Source organism: Myroides sp. 1354 (genome assembly GCF_030324495.1).
GTDB lineage: Bacteria > Bacteroidota > Bacteroidia > Flavobacteriales > Flavobacteriaceae > Flavobacterium.
Genome location: NZ_JACAGN010000008.1, coordinates 1 through 25,110, shown reverse-complemented (window position 1 = coordinate 25,110; position 25,110 = coordinate 1). Strand labels below are relative to the sequence as shown.

The 25,110-nt window shown below is 35.8% G+C and carries 25 protein-coding genes and 1 rRNA gene; 13 read left to right on the top strand and 13 right to left on the bottom strand.

Annotated features, from left to right (window positions below):
* Positions 1–44 precede the first annotated feature (44 nt).
* Positions 45–860 carry a DUF4261 domain-containing protein gene (locus tag HX004_RS09880; RefSeq protein WP_286442331.1) on the bottom strand — a complete coding sequence of 272 codons (816 nt, stop codon included), beginning with the start codon at positions 858–860 and terminating at the stop codon, positions 45–47.
* A 229-nt stretch (positions 861–1,089) separates the two neighbouring features.
* Between HX004_RS09880 and lipA the strand changes: the two genes are divergently transcribed.
* The 3 genes from lipA to HX004_RS09865 are packed head-to-tail and all read left to right on the top strand — an operon-like array spanning position 1,090 to position 3,572.
* Positions 1,090–1,962 (top strand): lipoyl synthase, encoded by an 873-nt coding sequence (gene lipA / locus HX004_RS09875; protein WP_286442330.1) that lies wholly within the window; start codon positions 1,090–1,092, stop codon positions 1,960–1,962.
* Between the two features lie 48 nt (positions 1,963–2,010).
* A complete protein-coding gene (gap, locus tag HX004_RS09870; RefSeq protein ID WP_286442329.1) occupies positions 2,011–3,021 on the top strand; it encodes a type I glyceraldehyde-3-phosphate dehydrogenase in 1,011 nt (336 codons plus the stop codon).
* The gene (locus HX004_RS09865; protein WP_286442328.1) at positions 3,021–3,572 is read left to right on the top strand and encodes a YdeI/OmpD-associated family protein; all 552 of its coding nucleotides are present in this window, start codon (positions 3,021–3,023) and stop codon (positions 3,570–3,572) included. Before gap ends, HX004_RS09865 begins: the two co-directional genes overlap by 1 nt.
* 49 nt (positions 3,573–3,621) lie before the next feature.
* Here HX004_RS09865 and yajC read toward each other — a convergent pair whose 3' ends face one another.
* The 4 genes from yajC to HX004_RS09845 all read right to left on the bottom strand — a co-directional run bounded on the left by yajC (position 3,622) and on the right by HX004_RS09845 (position 6,422).
* Positions 3,622–3,897: a preprotein translocase subunit YajC gene (gene yajC, locus HX004_RS09860; RefSeq protein ID WP_286442327.1), complete on the bottom strand. Its 276-nt coding sequence runs from the start codon at positions 3,895–3,897 to the stop codon at positions 3,622–3,624.
* A gap of 19 nt (positions 3,898–3,916) precedes the next feature.
* Positions 3,917–4,369: a DUF1573 domain-containing protein gene (locus tag HX004_RS09855; RefSeq protein ID WP_286442326.1), complete on the bottom strand. Its 453-nt coding sequence runs from the start codon at positions 4,367–4,369 to the stop codon at positions 3,917–3,919.
* Positions 4,370–4,398: 29 nt separating this feature from the next.
* Positions 4,399–5,340 (bottom strand): transcription antitermination factor NusB, encoded by a 942-nt coding sequence (nusB, locus tag HX004_RS09850; RefSeq protein ID WP_286442325.1) that lies wholly within the window; start codon positions 5,338–5,340, stop codon positions 4,399–4,401.
* A 257-nt stretch (positions 5,341–5,597) separates the two neighbouring features.
* Positions 5,598–6,422: a siderophore-interacting protein gene (locus HX004_RS09845; RefSeq protein WP_286442324.1), complete on the bottom strand. Its 825-nt coding sequence runs from the start codon at positions 6,420–6,422 to the stop codon at positions 5,598–5,600.
* Between the two features lie 252 nt (positions 6,423–6,674).
* Here HX004_RS09845 and udk point away from each other — a divergent pair, with 252 nt between their 5' ends.
* The 6 genes from udk to HX004_RS09815 all read left to right on the top strand — a co-directional run bounded on the left by udk (position 6,675) and on the right by HX004_RS09815 (position 12,488).
* Positions 6,675–7,283: a uridine kinase gene (gene udk, locus HX004_RS09840; protein WP_286442323.1), complete on the top strand. Its 609-nt coding sequence runs from the start codon at positions 6,675–6,677 to the stop codon at positions 7,281–7,283.
* A gap of 29 nt (positions 7,284–7,312) precedes the next feature.
* Positions 7,313–7,636 (top strand): FtsB family cell division protein, encoded by a 324-nt coding sequence (locus HX004_RS09835; RefSeq protein WP_286442321.1) that lies wholly within the window; start codon positions 7,313–7,315, stop codon positions 7,634–7,636.
* A gap of 18 nt (positions 7,637–7,654) precedes the next feature.
* Positions 7,655–9,016: a methylmalonyl-CoA mutase family protein gene (locus HX004_RS09830; RefSeq protein WP_286442320.1), complete on the top strand. Its 1,362-nt coding sequence runs from the start codon at positions 7,655–7,657 to the stop codon at positions 9,014–9,016.
* An 11-nt stretch (positions 9,017–9,027) separates the two neighbouring features.
* Positions 9,028–10,452 (top strand): methylmalonyl-CoA mutase family protein, encoded by a 1,425-nt coding sequence (locus HX004_RS09825; protein ID WP_286442319.1) that lies wholly within the window; start codon positions 9,028–9,030, stop codon positions 10,450–10,452.
* Positions 10,453–10,560: 108 nt separating this feature from the next.
* The gene (locus HX004_RS09820) at positions 10,561–11,808 is read left to right on the top strand and encodes a DEAD/DEAH box helicase (protein WP_286442318.1); all 1,248 of its coding nucleotides are present in this window, start codon (positions 10,561–10,563) and stop codon (positions 11,806–11,808) included.
* 20 nt (positions 11,809–11,828) lie between these two features.
* Positions 11,829–12,488, top strand: coding sequence for a SanA/YdcF family protein (locus HX004_RS09815; RefSeq protein ID WP_286442317.1), 660 nt, complete (start codon positions 11,829–11,831; stop codon positions 12,486–12,488).
* Positions 12,489–12,513: 25 nt separating this feature from the next.
* Here HX004_RS09815 and feoB read toward each other — a convergent pair whose 3' ends face one another.
* The 3 genes from feoB to recR form a co-directional block, all read right to left on the bottom strand.
* On the bottom strand, positions 12,514–14,691 hold the full coding sequence (gene feoB / locus HX004_RS09810) for a ferrous iron transport protein B (protein WP_286442446.1): 2,178 nt from the start codon (positions 14,689–14,691) through the stop codon (positions 12,514–12,516).
* 23 nt (positions 14,692–14,714) lie between these two features.
* Positions 14,715–14,948 carry a FeoA family protein gene (locus HX004_RS09805; RefSeq protein WP_286442316.1) on the bottom strand — a complete coding sequence of 78 codons (234 nt, stop codon included), beginning with the start codon at positions 14,946–14,948 and terminating at the stop codon, positions 14,715–14,717.
* A 181-nt stretch (positions 14,949–15,129) separates the two neighbouring features.
* On the bottom strand, positions 15,130–15,750 hold the full coding sequence (gene recR / locus HX004_RS09800) for a recombination mediator RecR (RefSeq protein ID WP_286442315.1): 621 nt from the start codon (positions 15,748–15,750) through the stop codon (positions 15,130–15,132).
* A 187-nt stretch (positions 15,751–15,937) separates the two neighbouring features.
* Between recR and HX004_RS09795 the strand changes: the two genes are divergently transcribed.
* On the top strand, positions 15,938–17,446 hold the full coding sequence (locus HX004_RS09795) for a sodium:solute symporter (RefSeq protein ID WP_286442314.1): 1,509 nt from the start codon (positions 15,938–15,940) through the stop codon (positions 17,444–17,446).
* On the opposite strand, the gene HX004_RS09790 is transcribed toward HX004_RS09795, so the two are convergent.
* On the bottom strand, positions 17,417–17,776 hold the full coding sequence (locus HX004_RS09790; RefSeq protein ID WP_286442313.1) for a CoA-binding protein: 360 nt from the start codon (positions 17,774–17,776) through the stop codon (positions 17,417–17,419). The two genes, HX004_RS09795 and HX004_RS09790, sit on opposite strands and share 30 nt — an antisense overlap.
* A gap of 165 nt (positions 17,777–17,941) precedes the next feature.
* Between HX004_RS09790 and HX004_RS09785 the strand changes: the two genes are divergently transcribed.
* The 3 genes from HX004_RS09785 to HX004_RS09775 all read left to right on the top strand — a co-directional run bounded on the left by HX004_RS09785 (position 17,942) and on the right by HX004_RS09775 (position 22,269).
* Positions 17,942–18,631, top strand: a complete 690-nt coding sequence (locus HX004_RS09785) for an OmpW/AlkL family protein (RefSeq protein ID WP_286442312.1) — start codon at positions 17,942–17,944, stop codon at positions 18,629–18,631.
* Between the two features lie 115 nt (positions 18,632–18,746).
* Complete coding sequence (locus tag HX004_RS09780) at positions 18,747–20,072, top strand: MATE family efflux transporter (RefSeq protein ID WP_286442311.1); 1,326 nt, start codon at positions 18,747–18,749, stop codon at positions 20,070–20,072.
* A 211-nt stretch (positions 20,073–20,283) separates the two neighbouring features.
* Positions 20,284–22,269 carry a heavy metal translocating P-type ATPase gene (locus HX004_RS09775; RefSeq protein ID WP_286442310.1) on the top strand — a complete coding sequence of 662 codons (1,986 nt, stop codon included), beginning with the start codon at positions 20,284–20,286 and terminating at the stop codon, positions 22,267–22,269.
* A 184-nt stretch (positions 22,270–22,453) separates the two neighbouring features.
* On the opposite strand, the gene HX004_RS09770 is transcribed toward HX004_RS09775, so the two are convergent.
* From HX004_RS09770 to rrf, 4 genes are all read right to left on the bottom strand, one after another.
* Positions 22,454–23,056: a hypothetical protein gene (locus tag HX004_RS09770; protein ID WP_286442309.1), complete on the bottom strand. Its 603-nt coding sequence runs from the start codon at positions 23,054–23,056 to the stop codon at positions 22,454–22,456.
* On the bottom strand, positions 23,046–23,483 hold the full coding sequence (locus tag HX004_RS09765) for an RNA polymerase sigma factor (RefSeq protein WP_502888479.1): 438 nt from the start codon (positions 23,481–23,483) through the stop codon (positions 23,046–23,048). Before HX004_RS09765 ends, HX004_RS09770 begins: the two co-directional genes overlap by 11 nt.
* Positions 23,484–23,563: 80 nt before the next feature.
* Positions 23,564–24,415 carry a TraB/GumN family protein gene (locus HX004_RS09760; RefSeq protein WP_286442307.1) on the bottom strand — a complete coding sequence of 284 codons (852 nt, stop codon included), beginning with the start codon at positions 24,413–24,415 and terminating at the stop codon, positions 23,564–23,566.
* A gap of 406 nt (positions 24,416–24,821) precedes the next feature.
* Positions 24,822–24,931: ribosomal RNA gene (gene rrf / locus HX004_RS09755) — 5S ribosomal RNA — on the bottom strand.
* Between the last annotated feature and the right edge of the window lie 179 nt (positions 24,932–25,110).

Below are 25,110 nucleotides of genomic sequence, written 5' to 3'. Positions count from 1 at the left end.
GAAAAGAAAAACGCCATTCTCATCCAAGAATGGCGTTTTGTATGTTACATCTCTAATTTCAACGTTTCTCCTGCTAAGAATACGCCTTTAGAAGAAGTAATATTAATCTTTTGTTCTGCCGTATATCCCAACGTTTCACCATGTTTAAATACGACATCACTCCCTATGACATAAGAACAAATATTCACTAAGAAAGAATACAATTCCTCTAATTCTAGTGTAGAGTTAACCACTTCTAATTCTTGTTTACCAAAATCAGACAAACCATAAGTATAAACACTATTCCCCTCTTCTGTACTGCGTACTCCAATATATACCCATAAAGGAACAACTACTTTTCCTTCTTTCAATTCGTCATAATAGTCTAAATACTGCTCACGTGGAATAAGCAAGGTTTGACTGCCTTGATATACTCCAACACAGTTAGGCGTTGTAGCTATAATGGCATATAAAATACGAGAAAGCAGCAAATGTCGCGCTACATTATCCATCGGTCCGCTCAATACAGAAACAATGGCATGACTATCGACATCTTGAATATCATCTAAAACCGTCTTCCAGTTATACGCATACTGGGCTGTATTTTGAATATCTTCTGCTGGAATGGCCGCTGGCATAAAAGCAATAGCAAACATGGTTCCATCTACCGTCAATACAGCTGTTGTATCATCATAATCTGTTCCTTCGACTTCATATCCCCACTCCTGGTGTAAGTTATTCAATACAGCCTCAATACTGTACTTCGCCCCCCTTTCAAACATAGGCATCGCCAATAAAAGGCTATCCTCTTTTTCTGTTGAAGTTGGTGTTTCTTTTTCTGGTTGAGGCTTGTCTTTTTTCAGCCAATTAAATAATCCCATAGCATTCTTTTATACACTCAAAAGTACACATTCGAGCGTACATCGCCATAAAAATTTGATTTTATTCTACTCTACTTTGCATTTAATTGGAATATTTCATCAAGAATATCCTCAAAAAACAACAAGAAACCCAAGTGTATACTAGGAATCCAATCCATTTTATAATTCCGAAAAAACCAAAGATAAAAGAGAAGATTTCAGTATATTTGTACTTTGATAAAATGAAAGTATGGATACAATCTTAGACAAAAATATACAACCACAGGCCAAACCGAAATGGTTACGTGTAAAATTGCCTACAGGTAAAAAATATACTGAATTAAGAGGATTGGTGGATAAGTATAAATTACATACCATCTGTACCTCGGGTAGTTGTCCGAATATGGGAGAATGTTGGGGAGAAGGTACAGCTACATTTATGATTTTAGGTAATATCTGTACGCGTTCATGTGGTTTCTGTGGAGTAAAAACAGGGCGTCCAGAAACAGTGGATTGGGATGAACCAGACAAAGTAGCACGATCTATTAAGTTAATGAATATCAAACACGCTGTAATCACAAGTGTTGACCGAGACGATTTAAAAGATGGAGGATCTATCATTTGGTCTGAAACAGTGAAAGCCGTTCGTCGTATTAGTCCAGGAACAACAATGGAAACACTAATTCCTGACTTCCAAGGAGAAGAGCGTTTATTAGATCGTATCTTAGAAGTGGCACCAGAAGTGATTTCACACAATATGGAAACCGTTCGTCGCTTAACGAGAGAAGTTCGAATTCAAGCTAAATACGACCGCAGTTTAGCCGTGCTAAAATATTTAAAAGACAATGGTGCTAAGCGTACTAAATCGGGAATTATGCTTGGATTAGGTGAAACAGAAGAAGAAGTTATTCAAACCATGCACGACTTAAAAGGAGTTGGATTAGATGTTTTAACGATTGGTCAATATTTGCAACCGAGCAAAAAACACTTACCCGTAAAAGAATTCATCACACCTGAACAGTTCAAAAAATACGAAGAAATCGGATTAGAATTAGGATTCAGACACGTTGAAAGTGGTGCACTTGTACGTTCATCATACAAAGCTCAAAAACATATTTTATAATTATAATATTGATGGTCGCTGTTTGGCGACCATCTTCTTTTACAACCAATGAAAAAAATTAAAGTTGCAATTAATGGATTTGGACGTATTGGTCGAAATCTCTTTAAATTATTGCTCAATCATCCCGTCATTGAAGTTGTTGCTATAAACGATTTAGCGGATGTGCAAACCATGGCGCATTTAGTCAAATACGACAGTATTCACGGTATCTTACAAGCGGATGTTTCGTGTGATGACAATCACCTAATTATCAATCAACAGAAAATACCTTATTTCCGTTCAAAGGCTATCGCAGATTTGCCTTGGGCTCACTTAGACATCGATTACGTTATAGAAGCAACAGGTAAGCGAAAAACTACGGCACTCTTAGAAGAGCACCTTAAACAAGGAGCAAAACGCGTCATTCTATCTGTACCACCTGAAGACAATGAAATCAAAACCATCGTTTTAGGGGTTAATGAGCAGATTTTAACTGGAGAGGAATTGATTATTTCCAACGCAAGTTGTACGACAAACAATGCTGCTCCTATGGTGAAAATCATCCAGAAACTATGTGGGATGGAACAAGCCTATATCACCACAGTGCACTCGTATACGACAGATCAAAGTTTACACGACCAACCACATAAAGACTTGAGAAGAGCACGCGGAGCAGCACAATCCATTGTTCCAACAACCACAGGTGCTGCCAAAGCCTTAACGAAGATTTTCCCGGAATACGAAGGAAAAATTGGGGGTGGAGGAATTCGCGTTCCCGTTCCCGATGGATCCTTAACAGATATTACTTGTTATGTCAAAAGAGAAATCACCATTGAAGAAATCAACCAAGCCTTCAAAGACGCAGCAGAAAATGAACTAAAAGGTATTTTAGCGTACACAGAGGATCCTATTGTGTCGGTAGATATCATTGGCAATACTCACTCTTGTCTCTTTGATGCCCAGCTAACTTCTGTGATTGATCGCATGGTTAAAGTCGTGGGATGGTATGACAATGAGATTGGATATTCCTCTCGATTAATTGATTTAATTTTGTATTTTGACTCAATTAAAAAGAACTAATGATGCAATGGGAAGCTGAACTTAAAACGATTGAAGCCCTCTTTCAAAGTATGGATTTAGAAATGCGGTTTAAATGGGGAACGAATATTTATTACCACAACAATGAAATGGTCGTTGCAGCGGGTGGTTTTAAAAATTATTTCAGCATTTGGTTTTACAAAGGGGTCTTTATGCAAGATTCTCATGAGAAACTCATCAATGCGCAAGAAGGAAAAACCAAAGGATTACGCCAATGGAGATTTACCTCAGCAGCTGAAATTGATGTAGCCTTAATCCAGCAATATGTAGAGGAAGCCATCGCCATTGCCAAGCAAAAACGCAGTTTACCCAAAGAGGAACCGCAGACTATCTTTATTGAGTTATTCAATCGAAAATTAGAAGAAGATGCCGATTTAAATACAAAATTCAATGCGCTAACTCCTTATAAACAGAAAGAATACCTTCAATATTTTAAAGAAGCCAAAAGAGAAGCTACTCAAATCAGTCGCATTGAAAAGGCCATTCCACTAATACGAATAGGTGCAGGTCTCCACGATAAATACAAAAAATAAGGCATTGCTTTCGCAATGCCTATTTTATTATGTATTATACGTCGTATAATTATTTTTTCTCTTGAAGTTTTTGACTCATTTCCATAGAAATAGCAGAACGCTCCATTAAAAGTTTTCCTGCCATTGTTTCTACAACAACTGTTAATTCATTTAACTCCCCAATTCTTCCGTGTAAACCTGATTTAGTTACGATACGATCTCCTACTTTAAGACTAGCCTCGTATGCTTTTTCTTGTTTCATTTTCTTTTGTTGCGGGCGAATCATAAAGAAATAGATCGCAACAAAGATGAAAATCATAGGTAAAAATTGTTGTATACCTTCCATAAATATAAGTATTAAAAAATTAGTTTGCTGGAGAAACGTTCGCTTTGATTGTCAATAACTCTTCTCCTTTTTCTGTATTCGTTGTTAAAGTAACTGTTTTTTGTTGTTGTCCAACTGCTCCAGTTTGAAATCTAACTTTTAATTTTGATTTTTCTCCTGGTTTAATTGGTGTTTTTTGGTATTCTGGCACAGTACATCCACAAGTTGCACGAGCATCAATAATAACTAAATCTGCATTTCCTGTATTTGTAAATTCAAATTCTGTCTCTACAGCCTCATTATTGCCTATTGTTCCAAAATCATGCACAAGTGACGTAAATTCCATTTTTGAACTACCTTGCGTTTTTTTATCCATAGCCTCTTGTTCTACTTTAGCTATATTATCTTCACTAATACGACTTGACGCATCATTCTTTTTACAAGCTGTCATCGTTAATAAAGCAACGCAAGACAACATAAATACTTTTTTCATTCAATTATAGTTATTATGGTTAATTCGTCTTATAAAAGTCCTTTCCCAATTTTATTCAATCGCCCTTGAGCTTCAAGTTCTTTCGAAATATTATCAAGGATACCGTTGATAAATATACTACTTTTTGGTGTAGAATACTCTTTCACCACCTCTAAATATTCATTTATTGTCACTTTTACCGGAATAGATGAGAATCGCAACATCTCACAAATCGCCATTTTTAAAACGACAATATCGATAGCAGCAATACGCTCTGTATCCCAATTTGGCGTTTTACCATCGTATTCTTTCGCTAGTTCACTACCATTTAAAAACGTTCTACGGAACAAATCTTGAGCAAAATCTTTATCTTCTGCATCTTTGAAAACTTTAGGAACAAAAAAAGCTTGTTCTACATTCTTCAACTGTCTCAATTGCTTCTGAATCAATGTATTTACCACTGGTAAATCGTCTACCCAAGTTAATTTTGTATCTTCTAAAAAGTCATACAATTTCTCATTTGGCGCAATGATTTCCGTGTAAACATCTACGATAAAATCTTGATCTGCTTGAAAAGAACGCGTTGTTGATTTCATGTAATCGTTGTACAATTGACTCGCTTTGATTTCATCCAATACCAATTGAACATAGTGATCTTTACGTTGCCAATACGTCATATTGCGTTCTTCCACTTTATTGCTAATAGAAGTAGAATTACTCAACAATTCGAGTACTTGGTTTTCGATAAATTTCTTGTTTGGATTGCGTTCTTCGTAAGTAGCTAAATGTTTTTTCTGAGAAATTTCGATATATTCTTCTTCTTTTTTTCGAATTTCTATCAGGAGGGTTAGCATCAATAAATACAACTCTTGTATACTATCCATGCTGTGGTTTAAAAATTTCTCACCCGTTTGAATTTGGTCAGAATTACTTTGGTGCAGTGCATAAAGCGTCTGCATAACCTTGATACGAATGTGTCTTCGATTTAACATGCTACTAAAGAACTTAAAATGATTTGAATTTTTATTTCAGCCGACAAAGGTAAGAAATAATATTTCTTATCAAACTAAATAATTTAATTCATCTTGTAGATTTAACTTGATTTTAAAAATCCATTCCTTCAAAATGCGATAAACAAAAAAAACGAGGGATATTACCCTCGCTTTTCCGATTTAATTAAAGGTATTGAATAGTGAATTTACCTTTTGTAATGACAATAACAACATGTATGGAGTATTGCATTTTATTGTTAGTCTAAACTTGCTTTTTCAGCACGACGATCAGCTTCGGACACATTTTCTGCTTTTCCAAACTTCCAGTAAGAATACGCGTACAACTCGTCTTTCGTCCAATTTTTCTCTTTGCGCAAATAGTTACGCAACAATTTTACATTGGAAAATTCTGCCGCTACATAGGCGAATTTGGATTCCATTTCGCCTTGTTCTTCAATATAAGCCAATGCTTTTTCTGCTAATCTTGTATTTTGACCTGGTGTTGGATTAATAATCCATTCAATATCAGATTGAGCTTTTGTTTCTAAAGACTGAATATCTTCTTGTGTCTCTACTTCAATAAAAGCTTTTACCTGCACATTGGCTGGCAAATCTTCTAAAATCGAACCCAAAACAGGAATTGCAGTGGCATCTCCTACTAAAATATAACGAGCAGCTACAGGATATAATTCAGAAGGTTCTGTTCCCATTGCCACTCCTAATTCTGCACCAATGGGTGCCTGAATAGCCCATCTCGATGCAGGTCCTTCATCTCCATGTGCAACAAAATCAACATACAACTCATTTTTTTCTAAATCTATTCCTCGATGAGTATAGGTTCTAACACTCGGACGAATAGCCTCATCCATCGGAACCCATTGTCCTTTCTCAAAATCAAATTCAGGTAAATAAACGCGATCGCATCCCTCTGGAGCTAAAAATATTTTATTATTTACCCCTATGGTTGTGCGGTCAAACTTTTGAGTATCTTTTCCTTCTAAGGTAATGCGTATATAATGTGGAGTAATATACGTTCTTTCTTTCAGCGTAAATATTCCTCGATCTACCGTTTTCTTCGCCATATATCTCTATTTATTTATAATAAACTATTGCTTTTGTCTTTTGTTGAAGAACAAATATAGCTTTTTTAAATTAGATTAAGTATAAATAACATTATATACTGTCATTCATCCAATACAATCCTTCTTTTATCCCCTAAGGTCTTAAGTTCCTCTGTTTTTTGCTATAAAAAAGAAGAACTAAATACGAATCTCAAAAAATGTTTTTCCCCTCTTTGATTAATGTTTATTTTTGCTGAAAATATAGAAGCAAACATGTTAATTATTGGAATTGCAGGCGGTACAGGAAGTGGAAAAACTACCGTAGTTCACCAAATCATGAACGAACTACCTGAAACAGAAGTAGGTATTATATCACAAGACTCGTATTACAAAGCGACAGACAATCTTAGTTTAGAGGAGCGAACTTTAATCAATTTTGACCATCCGAGATCTATTGACTTTGATTTATTGGTTCAACATTTGAAAGACTTAAAAGAAGGAAAAAGCGTAAACCAACCCGTGTATTCTTTTGTCAAACACAACAGAACAGACGATTATGTATTGACTCATCCTCGAAAAGTAATGATTGTAGAGGGGATTTTAATTTTGTGTAATCCCGAATTACGTGAATTATGTGATATTAAGATTTTTGTTCATGCCGATTCTGACGAGCGTTTAATTCGACGATTAAAACGCGATATTGCGGAACGTGGACGCGATATGATTGAGGTTTTAAACCGCTATCAAAATACATTAAAACCCATGCACGATCAGTTTATTGAGCCTTCAAAAGCTTATGCTGATATCATTATTCCCAATGATACGTACAATACTGTAGCAATTGACATTGTTCGTACTGTAATTAATGAGAAAATAGGTTAACTTTATACCATTAAACAACAATCAAGCCAATGGATTCAAAAAGCATGCTTCGCAAACTGAGATTTATCCGAATAGTGAAAAACCCGTTTTTTTTAATCACTGTTGGCTTTATTGTTTGGATTATTTTCTTTGATAGTTACTCTCTTATTGAACATCACACCATTGATCAAGAGATAGACAAATTGGAAGAGAGAAGGGACTATTTCCAAAGTGAAATAGACAAGGATAAGCAAGCCATCAAAAATCTAAAAGATGGAGATGCAACAGAAAAATACGCGAGAGAAAAATATTATATGAAGCGAGATAATGAAGATATTTTTATCATTGAATTTGATACCTTATCTTCTCAATAAACCTGACGTCTTAGTACTATGAATCATCAACTTTTCGAGCCATTTTATTCCATTCCATCCAAACAATGGAAAAATAGAATACAATATGAACTTCAGGGAGCCGATTATACTACAACCCTAGTTTGGGAAAGTTTGGAAGGCATTAAAGTGCGTCCTTTTTATCATGCAGAGGATCGTGAAATGCTGACTATTCCTACACAAACAACACAGTGGAGCATTCTACAACCGATTTACATACACGAAGTAGAAAAATCAATCCAAAATGCGCTAACCTCTTTACAAAAAGGAACGGAAAGTCTTTATTTTACAGTTCCTCATGCCGAGATTGATTTGATTCAACTACTTCTTGCTCTACCTCAACAAGGGGTTTATTTTTTTAGATGTGCCTTTTTAGATGAAGCCTACCTCAAACGCATTGCCCAATGGGCTGAGCAAAAACAATATCATATTCATTTCCTTGTTGACCCTATTCATCAATTAGTTACAGATGGTAATTGGTTTCACAATATCACTCAAGATTTCAATAGTGTTGAATCACTTATTCGCACACATCAATCGGTACAACTCGTTATTGATACTCAGGTCTATCAAAATGCAGGAGCGAATCACATACAACAAATAGCCTATGCTTGTAGTCATTTGAATGAGTATCTCAATCGACTACCTGTCATCAAACAGCCAATTTTTGTTGAGGTAGCCTTGGGATCAAATTATTTTTTCGAAATAGCCAAACTCAAAGCCATGCGTTTACTTTTTGATTTAATTGGCCAGGAGTACGAGGAACATCAGCTCGATATTAAAATCATTGCAACACCAACCAAGCGAAACAAAACCATTTACGCTTCAAAGATGAATCACATGCGCACAGCATCAGAGTGTATGAGTGCTATTTTAGGTGGGGCTGATTATATTGCTAATTTACCTTATGATACTTTGTATCGAAAAGACAATTTTTCCAGTCAACAAATGGCTAGAAATCAATTGTTAATATTCAAAGAAGAAAGCTATTCTCATGCAGTGGATAATCCTACTGAAGGATCATATTACCTGGATTATCTCACAAAGCAAATGGCAGAAAAAGCATTGGACATTTTCAAACAAATTGAAAAAGCGGAAGGTTTTATCACCTCTTTGCACCAAGGAACGATTCAGCGTAAAATCAATGAATCAGCAACAAAGGAACAAGAACTCTTTCAAATTAATCAAGAGGTATTAGTTGGAATTAATGTCTTAGCAAGTGCTAAAGAACAGCTTCATACTCAAATAGAATTATATCCTTTTGTCAAGCAAAACCCTCGTAAAACGCTGATTGTACCACTAATTGAAAAACGCTTAGCTGAAAACATAGAACAGAAAAGATTAACAGAGGAAACTAAATAAGTGTCACACGTATGAAAAGAAAGGATTTACAACATTTAAACTTGGATTCTGTTTCACTGAGTACAGCATCAACTTCCTCTTCGACCACGACCATAGATGGCATGGTCATCCAAAAAAAATACACAGAAGTAGATGTTGAAGCTTTAGAAGCTATGGATTTTGCTGCTGGTTTTGCTCCTTATGTCAGAGGAATATCTCCTTTGATGTATGTACTACAACCATGGCAAATTCAACTGATTCCTGCTACAAACCAAGTAGAAACTGCCAATAGTTCTTATCGCAAACAGATAGCACTCGGTCAAAAAAATCTTCTTTTTGATTTATCGTCTTCTACTTCTGCAGGTGGACTTACTATTTACACTGTTGAAGATGTAAAAATACTCTTCGATCAACTTCCTTTACCGGAGATATGCGCAACGATTCGCACCAATGAAGCCTTGTTACCACTATTGGCTATGTATATTGTTGCTGCACAAGAACAAGGCATAGAAACAAAGCTTTTACGCGGAAACTTACAGTACGATGCACTCGATTTTACCGTTGAGTCAACACCTTCTTTACAAAAAGCTATTCTTGATAGTTTAAATTACACCTATCGATATATGCCTCATTTTAAAGTATTATCTCTTTCGAATCAACACTTAAAAAAGGGGAATTTTACGGCAGATCAAGAAATTGCGTATAGTCTAGCTCAAGGGCTAACTTATATTCAAACGGGAATAAATAACCAAATTCCCATAGACTATATTGCTTCACAATTTACATTTTCTTGGTATGCAGGTGTCAATTACTTCATGGAAATAGCCAAGATGAGAGCGACTCGTTTGGTTTGGTCTAGGTTGATTCAATCTTTTCATCCAAAGAATGAACAATCCCTAGCCTTGAAAATTCAGACCCAAACGGAACTTTGGGGAAAGGAGATAAACAACGATTTAACACGGGTTACGACAGCCTCAACTGCAGCCATTTTTGGAGGAACACAAGCACTTGCTATCGCTTTTGATCACCCAGCTTATGGTGAACATACTGCTTTACAATTACATCAATTTATCCAAAGCGAAATGAAAGCAACCAAGACTGTAGACCCTTGGGCAGGAAGTTACTATGTAGAACACACAACACTAGCACTTGCCGAGAAAGCTTGGAATATACTAGAAGATATTACCTCTATGGAAGATATTACACCTCAAGAAGAGCAGGACATTCAAAAACAAAATACCCAGACAACAGCACTTGCTGTTGATGAAGAACAAATAAAACGCTTAGCAATTACAAAAGCACAACGCAATACGCAAAAAGTAGAGGAAACTTTAACTCGTTTGACGGAAGCAGTTGCAAATCCGAGCAGTAATTTATTAACTTTAACGATTGAAGCCGTGAAGGAAAGAGCAACCGTGGAAGAAATTCAACTCGCCTTACTCTCCAATCCTAGTTAATAAACTAACAAACAATAATTTAATCCTATTAGTTCTACCTTTTTAAGACGGTATTTCGCTAGTTCTCTTCAAATCGCGTACCTTTGCAGGATATAATAAATAGCGATTATGACATTTGAAGATTTACAGTTAAATAAAAATATTCTACGCGCCATTGAGGAACTGGACTATCAATCCCCTACTCCTATTCAAGAAAAGGTAATTCCCTTAGTCCTACAAGAAAAGGACGTTATTGGTTGTGCCCAAACAGGAACGGGAAAAACCGCCGCTTTTGCCATGCCTATTTTACATTATCTTCATCGCTTAGGCAATACCAAACGCACAAAAAATGCTCGTGTATTAGTAGTTACTCCTACCCGAGAATTAGCACAGCAAATTGCAGATAACTTTACACTTTACGCCAAATACACCAATGCAACGCTCATGACCATTTATGGAGGTGTATCGAGTAAACCTCAAATTGAACAATTAAACAAAGGAGCCGATATTATCATTGGTACTCCAGGGCGTTTGTTGGATTTATACAAACAAAAACACCTCAATTTAGATCATGTGCACTGTTTGGTCTTAGACGAAGCAGATTTAATGCTGGATATGGGGTTCATTGACGATGTAAAAAAACTCATCCAAGTAACACCAGACACCAGACAAACACTCTTGTTTTCGGCTACTATGCCCCTACCTATACGAGAATTAGCACACAACTTCTTGAAAAAACCAGAATACGTAGCTGTTGATGCTATTTCATCTAGTGCCAAAACAGTCAAACAACAAGTGTACTTTGTAGAAAAAGGAGAAAAGAAAAAATTATTATATCACCTTATTCGCAATCAAAAATTAAGTGATGTTTTGGTTTTTACTCGTACCAAACACGGAGCTGATGCTGTAGTAGAAGCCTTGGAAAAAAACGGCGTAAACGCAGCTGCATTTCACGGAGATAAATCGCAAAATTTAAGACAAGAAGCCCTAGATAGTTTTAAGAAAAAAGAAACAAAAGTATTAGTGGCTACAGATATCGCAGCAAGGGGAATTGACATTGATTCCTTGCCTATTGTTATCAATTACGATTTACCGAATATTCCAGAAACTTTTGTGCACCGTATTGGGCGAACAGGACGAGCGGGTAATGAAGGATTAGCCATTTCTTTTTGTGATAAATCAGAAAAAAAATATTGGGAAGATATCGTAAAATTTACGCGTACTCAACCTAAAACGGTTACGGATCATCCTTTCCCTTGGAAAGAAGATCCCAAAAAAGGAGAAGCTGCCCCTAAAAAAGACTATCGCAATAAAAATAAAAACGCCAATTCTCGTAAATCAGAGAATTCAAAGAAAAATAAAAAACGTTGGTATTAATCTTGTAGTAATCTTAAACCATGAAAAGACTAATTCTGGGCATATTCTTATTGGGAATTTTCCTATTTGCCTTCATTTGGTGGGCGAATACACAGGTAACATCCAGTACAAAAGATCAGATTTTTGACAAAATAAACAGCATCCCACATCATAAAGTGGGAATGGTTTTAGGAACTTCAAAACATCTTTCTGGTGGGCAACTCAATTACTATTTTACCTATCGCATGGAGGCGGCAGCTCAATTGTATCACGCGGGAAAAATTGATTTTATTGTCGTTAGTGGAGATAATAGTCGCTCAGGTTATAACGAACCTAAAGATATGGAAGAAGCTCTGATTGAGCGCGGGGTTCCCAAAGATCGAATTTATTTGGATTATGCTGGTTTTAGAACGTTGGATTCGGTCTATCGCATGCAGGCAATTTTTAATGAAGACACTTTTACTATTATTTCACAGCCATTTCACAATGAAAGAGCAGTTTACATTGCCAATCATTTAGGCTTAAAAACTGTAGGATTTAATGCCCAAGACGTTACGCGTAAGTATGGTTTTAAAACCCTGTTACGCGAAAAATTTGCGAGAGTAAAAGTATTACTCGATCAATTGATTGATAAAAAACCAAAATATTTAGGTCCACAAATTCTTATAGGAGAAGGACTAAAACAAGAAAAAGTCGAGTAAATTACTCGACTTTTCTATTTATTTTTTAGGTGAATAACTGCCAAATTTGGGTTACTGTAAAACAGACAATCAAGCCAAATACAATCGGTAAAATTGAAGCTACAGTTGTCCATTTTACGCTATGCGTTTCTTTGTAAATGGTATAAATAGTTGTACTACATGGATTGTGCAATAAGCTAAACAGCATAAGGTTCACTCCCGTTAAAGTTGTCCAACCAGCCATTTGTAGCATTGTCGCAATTTCTCCATCTGACACCTCAAACATAACTCCTGCTCCCTCTCCTAGTGTTGCATCACCTAACACCATGGCAGTAAGCATTAAGATTGTAGGAATTACAATTTCATTGGCTGGAATTGCAACAATATAAGCCAATAAGATTACGCCATTCAATCCGATGAGTACCGCAAAAGGATTCATTCCTTCAATCATCCAAAGCGCTACGCTTTTATCTGCAATATCGATATTGCAAACCAACCAAATGATGGCTCCTGCAGGAGCAGCGAACACAACAGCTCTCCAAAGAACGATTAACGTACGATCAATCAAAGAAGTATAAACCGTTTGCCATACTCTTGGAGGGCGATACGGCGGTAATTCTAATGTAAAAAAAGAAGATTCTCCTTTGAGCATGGTTTTGGACAACATCCAAGACGTGAAAAATGTAAAGGCTATTCCCAAAACCACAATCCCAACTACAGCCAAAGTAGAAATAGTTGGAGCCATGTATTTGGGTACTAATGCTCCAATGAAAATGGTTGCCATCAAAATTTGCGTAGGCCAACGTCCATTACACAAGGAGAAATTATTGGTAATAATTGCTATTAATTTTTCACGTGGACTATTGATAATTCGCGTGGCTACAACACCAGCAGCATTACAACCAAATCCCATACTCATTGTCAGTGCTTGTTTACCATGAGCTCCTGCTCCCTTAAAAATTCGATCGAGATTAAAAGCTACACGAGGCAGATATCCAAAATCCTCCAATAAAGTAAAAAGGGGAAAAAAGATAGCCATTGGGGGTAACATCACGGCAATCACCCAAGCTGTTGCTAAATATACCCCATCAATCAAGAAACCTGTTAACCACCAAGGAAAACTCAAACTTATCGCCCCCTCTTTCAAGAAAGGATACAACTGATCCAGCAGCAAATAAGACAAGGCTTCCGAAGGGTAATTCGACCCGACAATCGTCAGCCAAAGTACTCCGCCAAGCAATAGAAGCATCAGTGGAAAACCTAAGCTCTTACTTGTTACTACGCGATCAATCATACGATCTATTCGAAATGCGCGTTGATTTTCATCTACCTGAACACGACCTTTCACGATCTTAGACACTTGCGAAAAAATAGCACTAGCTACGTTGTCAGAATAATCTAATCCCAGCGTTTCATTGTATTTTTTTGCCTTTGCAACAAGAGGTTCTACTTGTTTTTCCGTTATATTCGGAGATAAGGTTCCACTAGCTAAGGCTGTTTGAATACTAGTATCTTGTTGAATCAAACGCATAGCAATCCACGATATACTAGGTAAATTAGGATCTAAGGTTTTTAAATCCGCTCCAATATCCTGAACTGCTTTTCTCGATTCACCCGTAATCCCTGTTATATTCTTTTGCTCAGCAACAAATTTTCCTGTAGCGACTTGGTCAATAGCATGTAAAAGATCGGTGATTCCCTCTTTATTTCTCGCTGAGGTTGGAATTACAGGTACACCTAAATCACGGGATAATCCACGGACATCAATATCAACTCCATGGCGTTTCGCTTCATCCATTAAGTTCAAACAGACGACTACTTTAGATGTAATCTCCTGAATTTGAACTACCAAACTCAAATGACGTTCCAATCTTCCAGCATCTACCACCACCACTGTCACATCGGGTTCACCAAATAGAATATAATCACGAGCTACTTCCTCATCCTCAGATGTGGACATCAAAGAATAAGTTCCAGGTAAATCAACTAATCGATACGTTTGATCTCCATAAGAAAAACTTCCTTCTGCTCGAGTTACTGTTTTTCCAGGCCAGTTCCCTGTATGTTGTTTAAGTCCTGTAAGTGCATTAAATAAAGTGCTTTTTCCCGTATTGGGATTTCCTGCCAAAGCAATCGCATAATCGTATTTACCTGATAGGTTTCCCAATTTTTTTAAATCAGCAGCTTTATTTAAATCACATAAGTCACAGGCTGAATGTGTCATCATATGCTTTCCTTTCTTCTAAATTAATCCTCTGCATCCAACACTACCATTTGTGCATCCTCTTTGCGCAAAGAAATAATCGTATTATAAATAGAATAGGCTATCGGATCTTTTAGTGGACTAATACTATGCACAGCAATAGTTGCTCCAGCGACAAATCCTAAATCGAGAAATCGCTGGTGTACTTCTTTAGGGCAATCTTTTGCAATTCCCTTAATCGTGCCTTTACTTCCTACTTTTAAATCCGATAAATTCATTCTTCTCTTTTTGTTTAGATATACAAAATTACAAAATTAGACAAGCCTAACAATAATTTTAGCGTAATTTATAATTTATAAAAATAAAAAAACATAAAATCCCTGAACGAAAGCACACACGGAGTCTATCATCCTCATTTTATTCGTCATATAGAACAATCAAAAAAGTAAAAAAGGGTATTTAAATGGCCTTAAAAGCGTTTTCAAAGGGAACACGATGAACTAAACTGCGTCCTAAAGTAACTTCATCTGCATATTCCAACTCATCTCCAACGGCAATTCCTCTCGCAATGGTAGAGGTAATCACATCATAGTCTTTGATTTGTTTATAGATATAAAAGTTAGTGGTATCCCCGTCCATGGTTGAACTCAAAGCAAAAATTAATTCTTTTACCGCTCCACTCTTTACTTTTTCTACCAAAGATTGGATATTCAGTTGACTCGGTCCAACCCCATCAATAGGAGATATTTTTCCTCCCAATACATGGTAAATCCCCTTAAACAACTGGGTGTTTTCCAAAGCCATCACATCGCGTACATCTTCCACTACACAGATGACTTGATGGTCTCGGGAAGGATTAGAACAGATTTCACAGATTTCTGCATCTGATATATTGTGACAACTCGCGCAATAACTAATTTCACGACGCATCTTATCCAATGCTTGAACCAAACGCGAGGTTTGTTCTTCGGGTTGTTTTAATAGATGTAAAGCCAATCGCAAAGCGGTACGCTTGCCAATTCCAGGCAGTTGAGAAATTTCTTCTACTGCTTTCTCTAATAATTTTGAAGGGAAATCCATGAAGGCAAAGATATAAAATATACAAGTATTTTCAACGTTTTTATACTGACCAATCTACTTATACGCTTGCTCGTCTTTTGATTTTACAAGCTTTTTTCAGTCTCTTATTTAATGTTAAACAAGTAAGAGTGAATACACAAAATTTACTTACTTTTGATTTTCATGAAATACAAATAATACATTAACCATGACGCCAATTACTATCATCATCATTATCGCTATTTACTTTGGATTGCTCATTGGAATTTCCCAATTAACAAGTAAAAAAGACAGTAGCAATGAGGCTTTTTTTAGTGCCAATAAAAATGCAAAATGGTATTTGGTAGCTTTTGGAATGATTGGAACCGCCTTATCTGGAGTTACTTTTATCTCAGTTCCAGGTGAAGTAGGGTCGCCCAATGGGGAACAGTTTAAGTATTTTCAATTCATTCTGGGAAATGCTGTTGGTTTTATCATCACAGCCTCTGTTCTACTCCCCTTGTATTACAAGTATAATTTAGTATCTATTTATACCTATATCGAAAAGAAATTGGGATTTTATAGCTATAAAAGTGCAGCTTCTATTTTCTTACTCAGCAGAACCATAGGCTCTGCCTTTCGTCTCTATCTCGTAGTTATTGTTTTACAGCGTTATGTGTTTGATTACTTCGGTGTTCCCTTCTTTGCAACGGTATTAATTGCACTTTTGTTAATCTACGCTTATACCTATAAAGGTGGCTTAAAAACGATTATTATCACGGACTCTCTTCAGACATTTTTCTTGGTTTCTTCTGTTATCTTGACGATTATTTTTATTTGTCATCAATTGGATTTATCAGCGATTCAAGCCTTTGAAGCAGTTAAAAACAGCAACTATTCCAAAATTTTCTTCTTTGAAGATTTCATGGGTAGTCGTTATCACTTTTTCAAACAATTCTTGGGTGGTGTATTCGTTACAATTGCCATGGTTGGTTTAGATCAGGATTTAATGCAAAAGAATCTAAGTTGTAAAAACATCAAAGAAGCACAAAAGAATATGTATTCTTTTACGGGTATTTTCGTCATTGTTAACCTTTTATTCTTGGGCATTGGGGCTTTACTCTACATTTATGCCAACAATCAAGGCATTGAGGTTCCTTTGGATACGATCACCCAAAAACCTCGTACGGATTTACTATTCCCTGAAATAGCATTCAACCATTTAGCTCTTATCCCGGCTTTGGTATTTTTATTAGGATTAACGGCTGCTACTTTTGCTACAACAGATTCAGCCTTAACGGCCTTAACAACCTCCTTTTGCATTGATTTCTTACACATGGACAAAAACAAAGACAATCCCTCTAACGTCTGGAGAAGAAAATTAGTTCACTTTGGATTCTCTATTCTGATGTTTTTGGTCATTATCTTATTCAATGCTATCAATGATGCTTCTGTAGTCAGTATGATCTTTAAGATTGCTTCTTATACATACGGTCCACTATTGGGCTTATTCAGCTTTGCTATTTTTCTTAAAAATAGACAAGTCAAAGATAAACTTGTACCCTATATCTGTTTGATTTCCCCTTTTGCCACCTGGTGGTTTAGCAACAATGCAACTGATTTACTGAATGGTTATGTTTTTGACAATGAATTAATTGTAATCAACGCACTCATTACCTTTATATTATTAGTGGGTATTAGCTCTAAATCAAAACTGATTCGTACGCAAGAGAACTAGTGTACACGCTTCTTCGTATCCAATATTATGACGAATTAATCGCTTGTATAAATCAGGATTTTCTGTTCCTGGATTAAAAATTACACGATTGGGTTTCAATTGAATAATATACTCGTAAAACTCTTCTTGTCTTTGCGGATTGAGATACAAAGAAACCGTGTCTATATCGGAATACATCTTCAAATCCGTTTGAATCTCCACATCCCCTACTTGTCCTGCTCTCAAACCATGAGCTACGACAGGATGACCATATTCGCGCAACATTCGAATCGCTTGATTTGAATAACGCTCTTCTTTTAAAGAAGCACCTAATACAATTGTTTTTTTCATTTTATATAGTATTATATTTAAAATTAATAAATTATCTTAAATAAAAAAAATTCCCAATAAGTTAGAAGTTTGTCTAAACAAAAATACAACGCTATGATAAAAATCATGTTTTTCTACTAAAACAACCGGTACTTTTGTTAAAGTATAATTGTAATACAGAAAACTATGAAAAAGCTATTTCTATCCTTATTAGGAGCTGTTTTATTAATGGGTAATACAGCAACTGCTCAAGAAACACCGACAAACGAGAAAGAATCGTACAAATGGCAAGTACGCTTAAGAGGTGTAGGAGTAATTCCTCACAACAGAGCTGATATTAGCACTATTGGAGGACAAATAGATGTGAATAACAACTTTATTCCAGAGCTTGACTTTACGTATTTCTTTACAGAAAACATTGCTGCTGAGTTAATCTTAGGTACTTCAAGACATACAGTGGGAACTTTAGGTTCTGACTTAACTGCTGTTGATGGTCCTTCAAGTGCTAATGTGGATTTAGGTAGTGTTTGGTTATTACCTCCTACGTTAATGGTACAATACCACTACCCAGTAACCAATAACTTCAAACCGTATGTTGGGGTTGGGGTAAACTACACCATCTTCTACAACGAAAAATCAGGTGCTGCTAAAAGTATCTCCTATGATAATAAATTTGGTTGGGGATACCAATTCGGATTTGATATTGACATCACAGATAAATTCTTTATCAACGTTGACTTCAAAAAATTATTCTTGAAAACAGACGTTACAGTAGATGCTACAAATCTAAATCCTGCTGGAACACAATTAGATATTCCTGCAAAAGTAAAAATTGACCCTATGTTGATTGGTTTTGGTGTAGGGATGCGTTTTTAATCATTCAATTAATTTTTTTTAATAAAATGTTCCTAGTCAGTAGTGATTAGGAACATTTTTTTTGCTCTTTGTTTTTGTCGACCTTTGTTGGGATTAGTTTAAGGAAGACAATTACATGAACCCATCCATTACCTTTAAAGGAATAAATAAACTCGCTATACCAGCCATATTTTCAGGAATATCCGAATCAATTATTACTTTAACCGATATTGCCATTGTAGGAAATATCAAAGAAAATAGTGTGGAGGCCTTAGGAGCTGTAGGATTAGTCGGTTCATTCTTATCTGCTATTATCTGGGTTGTAGCTCAAACCAAAACATCTATATCTGCTACAGTATCACAACATTATGGATCGAATCGATTAACGGTAATCAAAACCTTAATCCCACAGGCTATCCTTTTCAACTTTGCATTGAGTCTTTTTTTATTCCTGACAACCACCTTTTTTGTACACGAAATTTTTACCGCCTATAATGCTGAGGGATTACTACTTACCTACGCTAAAGAATACTATTTAATTCGCGCTTGGGGTTTTCCACTGACCTTAATCACCTTTGCCTTATATGGAGTTTTTAGAGGCTTACAAAATACGATTTGGGCCATGAAATGTAGCCTAACTGGAGCTGCACTCAATGTTGTTCTCACTTATATTCTCGTTTATGGAATAGAGGGATTCATTCCTGCTTATCATATCAAAGGTGCTGCCTATGCTAGTGTAGTGGCTCAAATAGTTATGCTTGGAATGGCTTTTTACTACTACTTTAAGTATACACCTTTTACGATGCGCTTTAGCAAAAATATTAATCCTACATTAAAGCCCTTTATCATCATGAGCTTTAATTTTATTATTCGTACGGCAACTTTAAACGTCGCAATCTATTTAGCTAATGCTTATGCAACTGGTTATGGGAAAAGCTTTATCGCTGCTCAAAGTATTTTAATGAACATTTGGTTGTTCTTCTCCTTTTTTATTGATGGATATGCTACAGCAGGCAATGCCATGGCTGGAAAACTATTAGGTGAAAAGAACTATACTGTTATGTGGCAAATGAGTAAAGCTATTAGTCGATATGCCATCATGATCTCTCTTATTTTAATTGCTATTTGCTTTACTTTCTACGAACAAATTGGTTTATTATTTAATCAAGATCCAGATGTAATTCGCGTATTCACTTCTGTGTTTTGGATTATTCTATTGGTACAACCCATCAATTCCCTCGCTTATATTTACGACGGAATTTTTAAGGGAATGGGGGATGCTAAATTCCTGAGAAACAATTTGATATTCGCTACCTTTTGTGGCTTCTTACCGACACTCCTCCTCCTCGATTATTTTAATTTTCAATTATATAGTGTGTGGATCGCCTTTGCGGTATGGATGTGCTGTAGAAGTTTCCCTTTGATGTATATTTTTAAGAAGAAATACGTAGAAAAAAGTTAACGGTTTACAGCTGACAGTTTACAGAGAAAGATAAAGGACACACTGTAAACCTTATTCAAGATAATAGGCAAATTGCCATTTGCTCCTACTTCCTCTTTCTTCTTTCTCCTCTCCTCTTTCCAATAATGTAGCAGTGTTGCAAACTTGATGCCCCTCTATTTATATTGTAACGAAGTACTTAACTTTGTATGTAGAATAAATATAAATAGATATGATACATCAAGATAAAGACAGTTGCTGCAATTCAAAACTTGAATTCAACAAAAAACCAACCTCCAATCACAATCACGAAGGCCATGATCACAGTCACGACGACCACGATCACAACCACGGGGAGATGAATAGTAAATACGCGATTGGTTTTAGTATTGTGATGTTCTTTTTGGGCGTACTCTTTGCCAATATACTTAAAGCTGAATGGTTCTTAGGAAATCCTACACTACGTGTTTTATGGTATTTGGCTGCTTATGTTCCAGTGGGATTTCCTGTACTTAAAGAAGCCTTTTCGCTTTCACTGAAAAAAGATTTTTTCAATGAGTTCTCCTTAATGGGAATTGCCACATTAGGTGCTTTTGCTATTGGTGAATATCCCGAAGCTGTAGCAGTAATGTTATTCTATACCATTGGAGAAATGTTTCAAGAATCAGCAGTAAATAAGGCTAAAGGCAATATCAAAGCTTTATTAGACATTCGTCCAAATGAAGCAAATGTATTCCGAAATAATGCCTTTAGTGTAATCAATCCCGAAGAGGTTCAAATAGGTGAACGCATTCAGGTGAAAGTTGGGGAGAAAATTCCTTTGGATGGAATATTACTTTCAGATAAAGGAAGTTTCAACACTTCTGCACTAACAGGAGAAAGTAAACCTTCTACCTATAAAAAAGACGAAACCGTATTAACGGGGATGATAAATTTAGATCAAGTTATTGAAATTCGCACGACAAAATTGTATCAAGACAGTTCCCTAGCTAAAATCTTAGAAATGGTTCAAGAAGCTAGTACAAGAAAAGCACCAACTGAATTGTACATTCGCAAATTTGCTAAAGTCTATACGCCAATTGTTTTCTTGTTAGCCGTATTATTGACCTTTGTTCCTTACTTATTTTTAGGAGATGGTTATGTCTTCACCCAATGGTTAGAAAGAGCGTTAGTATTCTTAGTAATCTCGTGTCCTTGTGCCTTAGTAATTTCCGTTCCTTTGGGTTATTTTGGAGGAATCGGTGCAGCCTCACGCAACGGAATTTTATTTAAAGGATCAAACTTTTTGGAGTTAATGGCTACACTTGATATAGTTGTCATGGATAAAACAGGAACACTAACTGAAGGAGTGTTTAAAGTTCAAAAAGTAGAAACGACTTGGCCTCAAGAGCAATTCGTACAAGTAGTAGCTGCAATCGAAAAACAATCCACCCACCCTATTGCCAAAGCTATTGTTGAAGCTTATCCCACTACTATTGTTGCAGAAAATGTAAGAGAAATATCTGGAAAAGGATTGGTAGGAACCATTAACAACCAAGAAATACTTGTGGGTAATACCGCTCTATTAACACAACATACGATCAACTATCCAACAGAAGTCAATGAAATTGTAGAGAGTATCGTTGTGGTTGCCATTGATGGTCAATATGCGGGCTATATTACCATTGCTGATCAGATTAAAATCGATGCTAAAGATGCTATTCAATTGATGAAATCCATAGGGGTTAAAAAAACAATTATGTTGAGTGGGGATAAAGATACCATCACCCAAAAGGTAGCTAAAGAAACGGGTATTGATTTTGCTATGGGAGGTTTATTACCTGAAGGGAAAGTAGAACAAGTAGAGCAATTAAAAAAAGACAATCCAACGAGTTCCATTGCCTTTGTAGGAGATGGAATTAACGATGCTCCTGTATTGGCGTTAAGTGATGTAGGAATTGCGATGGGTGGCTTAGGGAGTGATGCTGCCATTGAAACTGCGGATGTTGTAATTCAAACTGATCAACCTTCAAAAATTGCAACGGCCATTCATATTGGTAAAGAAACGCGCAAGATTGTTATTCAAAACATTACCTTAGCTTTAGTGGTAAAAATAATTGTACTCATCTTAGGCGCCGGAGGTATTGCCACTATGTGGGAAGCTGTTTTTGCAGATGTAGGGGTTGCCCTACTTGCCATATTAAATGCAGTAAGAATACAGAAAATGAAATTTATATAAACATAAAACGTCCTAAATATTAGGACGTTTTTTTTTATTACTATTGTTTATAAGCCATGTAAGCTCCTATAAGCAGTCCTGCAATAAATAGTTTATATGCAAAACGAATACGATCTTTTTTATTCATCATCTCTTGTTGTATTTTCATAAACAGGCTCCAATTTTAGCTGTTTTAACTACTTGTTTATTCTTCTGTCACTGCTTTAAATTGATCTAAGGTTTCTTTTAATTGCTTGAGATAACGTCCATATAAACGTTTAATCCAAAATCTAGCAACCCAAAAAGTAAATACACATAAACTAATAAAATATGCTACAAAAATTCCATTTGTAAAAAGACGTCCTATTTTATCTAAAGTAAATCCCATAAAAAACGGAATGAAAAAGATAACAAAAGGGGCAATAGAACAACAGAAATTTTCATACAATTGCACATACATACGCGCGTGAAAATAAACCTCATACAAACTATCTCTGGAATTCATATCAAATGTACTAGACGTACGGTAGAATAAAGCCATTTTAATAATGTAGTAAAATGAGACAAAGGCAAACAACAAGTAAACTACATAAAAGATGAGCTTATTTTCTTCTGGCATAGCATATAACTGAGGAAAAAAAGCAATTCCAATAATACTAACTGTTTGTAGAAGAATATCTTTCAATGCATTTTTTCTGATGCGATCTAATGGTAAGCGATCAATAGATGAAACCAATGATGCTTCTGTTAATTTAGGCGTACTCACTTCTTGAGTGTCCCAAGATTTTTTTATATCATCAAAATTCATAGCCGTTTACTTTTATAATTTCTTGTAATTTACTTTTTGTTCGATTTAATTTTACTCGTGCATTACCTTCTGAAATACCGAGATTATCCCCAATTTCACTATGAGAAAATCCTTCTAAATAAAGAAAAATTAAAGCTTTTTCTACATCATTTAATTCGTGAATAGCTTTATAGAGATAATCTACTTGACGTTCTATTTCCCAATCGCATTCTTCACTGTGTAATTGATACGCTACAACACCAAGAGAATTGGTTACTTTGGATATTTTACTATCTTTTTTAAAATAGGTAATTGCCGTATTTAAAGAAACGCGGTACATCCAGGTAGAAAATTGACTATTGCCTTTAAAACTTGCATAGGACTTCCACAATTGACAAACCATTTCTTGATACAAGTCTTCCTGGTCATCCTTAGTATCCATATACAATTTAGCTACCTTAAACAAGATACCTTTATGGTCGTTAATCCGTTCTAAAAACTCTCTTTCTAAATTGACTCGCACACTACTTAGTTTAAAACTGCTGTTACCGTAAATCCAAGGTTTCTCAACAATTGAATAACTCCTTGATTACCTGCTAAATGTCCTGCTCCTACTGCAAATAATGTGGGTTGTTTAGACATCAACACTTCCATTTTTGCGACCCATTGTATATTGCGTTCGTCTAGTAATTTCAATTTGCCCTCAGCAGATAAAAATTGCGGATCCGTTGCCGATTCATACAACGAAACTAGATCTTCCTCCTGAAAAGCACGAGCCATTAATTTATAGTTCGCCTCAAAATCATCTTCTACCTTCAACTGAGCTAAAATCTCTTTTGCAGTATAAAAAGCTGAAGTAATTTCAATCTGATCTTTAAACTGTTCTAATCCTATAATCGATCTATTTTTGCGCAATCCTTCTTCCATAACCTCCATGTCATACCCTTTAACCTCACATGGAATGGCCTTCATCGCCATCAATCCTAATAAACCAATAGGAGCTAAGTAATCCACTGTAGCTAAATCCAGGTTATACTGTTTTTTCAATAATTCACGAAGTTCCTTTTGTTCCTCTTTATTTAATTGAGAAGATAATGAAGTAGTTGCAAACATCAATTGCTGTAAATCACTCATCTCTTGGGGATCTGTAAGATTTACTTCCAAAGCTATTTGATCAACTACTTCTATGGCATTCACAACCTTATCTGTTAACCTCAAATCCTCAACACAAACCATGTGAAAAGTTCCCAATAAATAAGAAGGTGTCTTTAAACCCTTCCCTTTAATTTCCCAAAGGAGGGATTTTTCAAGATTTTCTTGCGCCCAAACCGGACTAAAAAAGAAGATTAAAAAAAAGATAATCAGTAATAAACGTTTCATAAGTAATGTGTTAATGCATATTGCTATAGTTAGTATGCAAATTACAAAAACGTTACATTATTTTGATGATTAATTATCCGTGATTGATGGTGAGAGGGTGAGTTGTATGTTGTATGTTGTTTGTTGTTTGTTGTTTGTTGTTTGTTGTTTGTTGTTTGTTGTTTGTTGTATGTTGTTTGTTGTTTGTTGTTTGTCGTAAGGTGTTTGAATATTCTTAGAAAAGGCAGACCTTCTTTAATCGACAATCCTCTCAACAAACCAACAACGAGCAACGAGCAAAAAGTAAATATCCTTAAAAAAGGAAAACTATCTTTAATCGAAAAGCCTCTCAACGAACAACGAACAAAAAACCAAAATAACATAAAACAAAAAAGCCTGACTACTTGCGTAATCAGGCTTTTCAAAAGAAGGGCGACGACATACTCTCCCACCTTACGGCAGTACCATCTGCGCTAGCGGGCTTAACTTCTCTGTTCGAAATGGGAAGAGGTGAGCCCCGCCGCAATAACCACCCTAAAGCGGTTGTTATAAATTCCATAAGGATCCTATAACTAATATTGTATATTATAACGCAACAAATACTTACTTTTAATTTAGAAAGTTGCCCTCCCTCTCTATTAAGAGAGGGAGATTCACATAAGCTTACGGGCTATTAGTACTACTCGACTTTGACATTACTGCCTTTACATCTATAG

Excerpts from the sequence above, each read along its gene's own strand:
- HX004_RS09880 (WP_286442331.1), bottom strand. The coding sequence starts at position 860 with ATGGGATTATTTAATTGGCTGAAAAAAGACAAGCCTCAACCAGAAAAA.
- lipA (WP_286442330.1), top strand. The coding sequence starts at position 1,090 with ATGGATACAATCTTAGACAAAAATATACAACCACAGGCCAAACCGAAA.
- gap (WP_286442329.1), top strand. The coding sequence starts at position 2,011 with ATGAAAAAAATTAAAGTTGCAATTAATGGATTTGGACGTATTGGTCGA.
- HX004_RS09865 (WP_286442328.1), top strand. The coding sequence starts at position 3,021 with ATGATGCAATGGGAAGCTGAACTTAAAACGATTGAAGCCCTCTTTCAA.
- yajC (WP_286442327.1), bottom strand. The coding sequence starts at position 3,897 with ATGGAAGGTATACAACAATTTTTACCTATGATTTTCATCTTTGTTGCG.
- HX004_RS09855 (WP_286442326.1), bottom strand. The coding sequence starts at position 4,369 with ATGAAAAAAGTATTTATGTTGTCTTGCGTTGCTTTATTAACGATGACA.
- nusB (WP_286442325.1), bottom strand. The coding sequence starts at position 5,340 with ATGTTAAATCGAAGACACATTCGTATCAAGGTTATGCAGACGCTTTAT.
- HX004_RS09845 (WP_286442324.1), bottom strand. The coding sequence starts at position 6,422 with ATGGCGAAGAAAACGGTAGATCGAGGAATATTTACGCTGAAAGAAAGA.
- udk (WP_286442323.1), top strand. The coding sequence starts at position 6,675 with ATGTTAATTATTGGAATTGCAGGCGGTACAGGAAGTGGAAAAACTACC.
- HX004_RS09835 (WP_286442321.1), top strand. The coding sequence starts at position 7,313 with ATGGATTCAAAAAGCATGCTTCGCAAACTGAGATTTATCCGAATAGTG.
- HX004_RS09830 (WP_286442320.1), top strand. The coding sequence starts at position 7,655 with ATGAATCATCAACTTTTCGAGCCATTTTATTCCATTCCATCCAAACAA.
- HX004_RS09825 (WP_286442319.1), top strand. The coding sequence starts at position 9,028 with ATGAAAAGAAAGGATTTACAACATTTAAACTTGGATTCTGTTTCACTG.
- HX004_RS09820 (WP_286442318.1), top strand. The coding sequence starts at position 10,561 with ATGACATTTGAAGATTTACAGTTAAATAAAAATATTCTACGCGCCATT.
- HX004_RS09815 (WP_286442317.1), top strand. The coding sequence starts at position 11,829 with ATGAAAAGACTAATTCTGGGCATATTCTTATTGGGAATTTTCCTATTT.
- feoB (WP_286442446.1), bottom strand. The coding sequence starts at position 14,691 with ATGACACATTCAGCCTGTGACTTATGTGATTTAAATAAAGCTGCTGAT.
- HX004_RS09805 (WP_286442316.1), bottom strand. The coding sequence starts at position 14,948 with ATGAATTTATCGGATTTAAAAGTAGGAAGTAAAGGCACGATTAAGGGA.
- recR (WP_286442315.1), bottom strand. The coding sequence starts at position 15,750 with ATGGATTTCCCTTCAAAATTATTAGAGAAAGCAGTAGAAGAAATTTCT.
- HX004_RS09795 (WP_286442314.1), top strand. The coding sequence starts at position 15,938 with ATGACGCCAATTACTATCATCATCATTATCGCTATTTACTTTGGATTG.
- HX004_RS09790 (WP_286442313.1), bottom strand. The coding sequence starts at position 17,776 with ATGAAAAAAACAATTGTATTAGGTGCTTCTTTAAAAGAAGAGCGTTAT.
- HX004_RS09785 (WP_286442312.1), top strand. The coding sequence starts at position 17,942 with ATGAAAAAGCTATTTCTATCCTTATTAGGAGCTGTTTTATTAATGGGT.
- HX004_RS09780 (WP_286442311.1), top strand. The coding sequence starts at position 18,747 with ATGAACCCATCCATTACCTTTAAAGGAATAAATAAACTCGCTATACCA.
- HX004_RS09775 (WP_286442310.1), top strand. The coding sequence starts at position 20,284 with ATGATACATCAAGATAAAGACAGTTGCTGCAATTCAAAACTTGAATTC.
- HX004_RS09770 (WP_286442309.1), bottom strand. The coding sequence starts at position 23,056 with ATGAATTTTGATGATATAAAAAAATCTTGGGACACTCAAGAAGTGAGT.
- HX004_RS09760 (WP_286442307.1), bottom strand. The coding sequence starts at position 24,415 with ATGAAACGTTTATTACTGATTATCTTTTTTTTAATCTTCTTTTTTAGT.